2 protein-coding genes are annotated in these 1,133 nt (G+C 70.5%); both read left to right on the top strand.

The window, feature by feature from the left end; translation table 11 throughout:
• Positions 1 to 198: 198 nt before the first annotated feature.
• The gene (locus C1I98_RS39125; RefSeq protein ID WP_146607941.1) at positions 199 to 864 is read left to right on the top strand and encodes a hypothetical protein; all 666 of its coding nucleotides are present in this window, start codon (positions 199 to 201) and stop codon (positions 862 to 864) included.
• On the top strand, positions 861 to 1,133 hold a 273-nt coding region (locus C1I98_RS39120), incomplete at its 3' end, for a DUF6529 family protein (protein ID WP_233508582.1). The genes C1I98_RS39125 and C1I98_RS39120, both read left to right, overlap by 4 nt.

The raw sequence follows: 1,133 nt of genomic DNA, 5'->3' as shown, positions 1-1,133 counted from the left end.
CGGCATACGGGATGAGCGCTAGTCTCGTGGGCTCGGAGATGGGTATAAGAGACAGGTGGCGAGCGTCGGGACGATCTTCTTCGCGCATGTCTTCCATTCTTCCTCGCCGGTCGCTGTGCGCATTTCTTCACAGACGCGCCTGTGGATAACGCCGACCCTCGTAACCGGAACATCCGCAACTCCTCGGGGAGAAGAGTCATGGCAAGGCTGGGACCAGCGTTGACGCTGGCGGCCGGGGGGATCGTCGCCGTCGCACTAGGCGTCCTCAGCGTCTCCGCCGCGTCCCCGGCGAACGTGACCGATGCCGGAGGCGCGGCGCAGGCCGGCGCGGAGGCCACCACTCAGGTGAGCCCTCCCCCGCCCACGGCGGTCAAAACCGGCAGGCCGGCGCCGGTGCGCGCGGACTACGCCGGGCGGGTCAAGGAGCAAGGAGGGCTGATCGCCATCTCCGTCCGGAACGACAAGGTGATCGCCTACTTCTGCGACGGCAGGACGGAGGCGTGGTTCGCGGGCAGGGCCAAGGACGGCGAAGTGACGCTGAAGGGCTTCGGCGGCTCCTCGGTGTCGGCCCGGCTGGACGGAGATCGCGCGGTGGGCGGGCTGCGCATCGGCCGCAAGAGCTGGGACTTCACCGCGCCGACCGCCAAGAAGCCCTCCGGCCTCTACCGGGCGAGCGCGATCGTGCGGGGCGCGCGGCTCAAGGCCGGCTGGATCGTACTCGCCGACGGCACACAGACCGGCTTCGCCAAGCGCGGCGAACAGCCGGTCGCCGTGCCGGCCCTCACCCCGGGCACCGACCCCACCATCGACGGCGCGCGGGTGGACGCCAAGGACGTGGACGAGTTCATCGGAGAGATGCCATGACCGGCGACGACCACATCGGAGAGTTGACCAGCCCCCACACCGTCCCCCTCACCCGTCCGTCATCGAGCGCGACCAAGCTGGTGGGCCCGTTGCTGGCCGGGGCCCTGATGGCGGTCGCGCTGGGGGTCTACGGGCGGGTCCACACACCGACCGGGTTCGCGGTGGGCCCCGCCGGGTTCTCCGGCCCGCTGGCGATGAAGGCGTGGCTGACCACCGGCGCGTTCCTGCTGGCGTTCGTGCAGGCGGGGTCCGCGCTCGTGATGTACGGC

The organism is Spongiactinospora gelatinilytica (assembly GCF_003236385.1).
GTDB lineage: Bacteria > Actinomycetota > Actinomycetes > Streptosporangiales > Streptosporangiaceae > Spongiactinospora > Spongiactinospora gelatinilytica.
The sequence above is the reverse complement of the archived record's forward strand: the minus strand, read 5'-3'. Positions and strand labels throughout refer to the sequence as shown.

Excerpts from the sequence above, each read along its gene's own strand:
- C1I98_RS39125 (WP_146607941.1), top strand. The coding sequence starts at position 199 with ATGGCAAGGCTGGGACCAGCGTTGACGCTGGCGGCCGGGGGGATCGTC.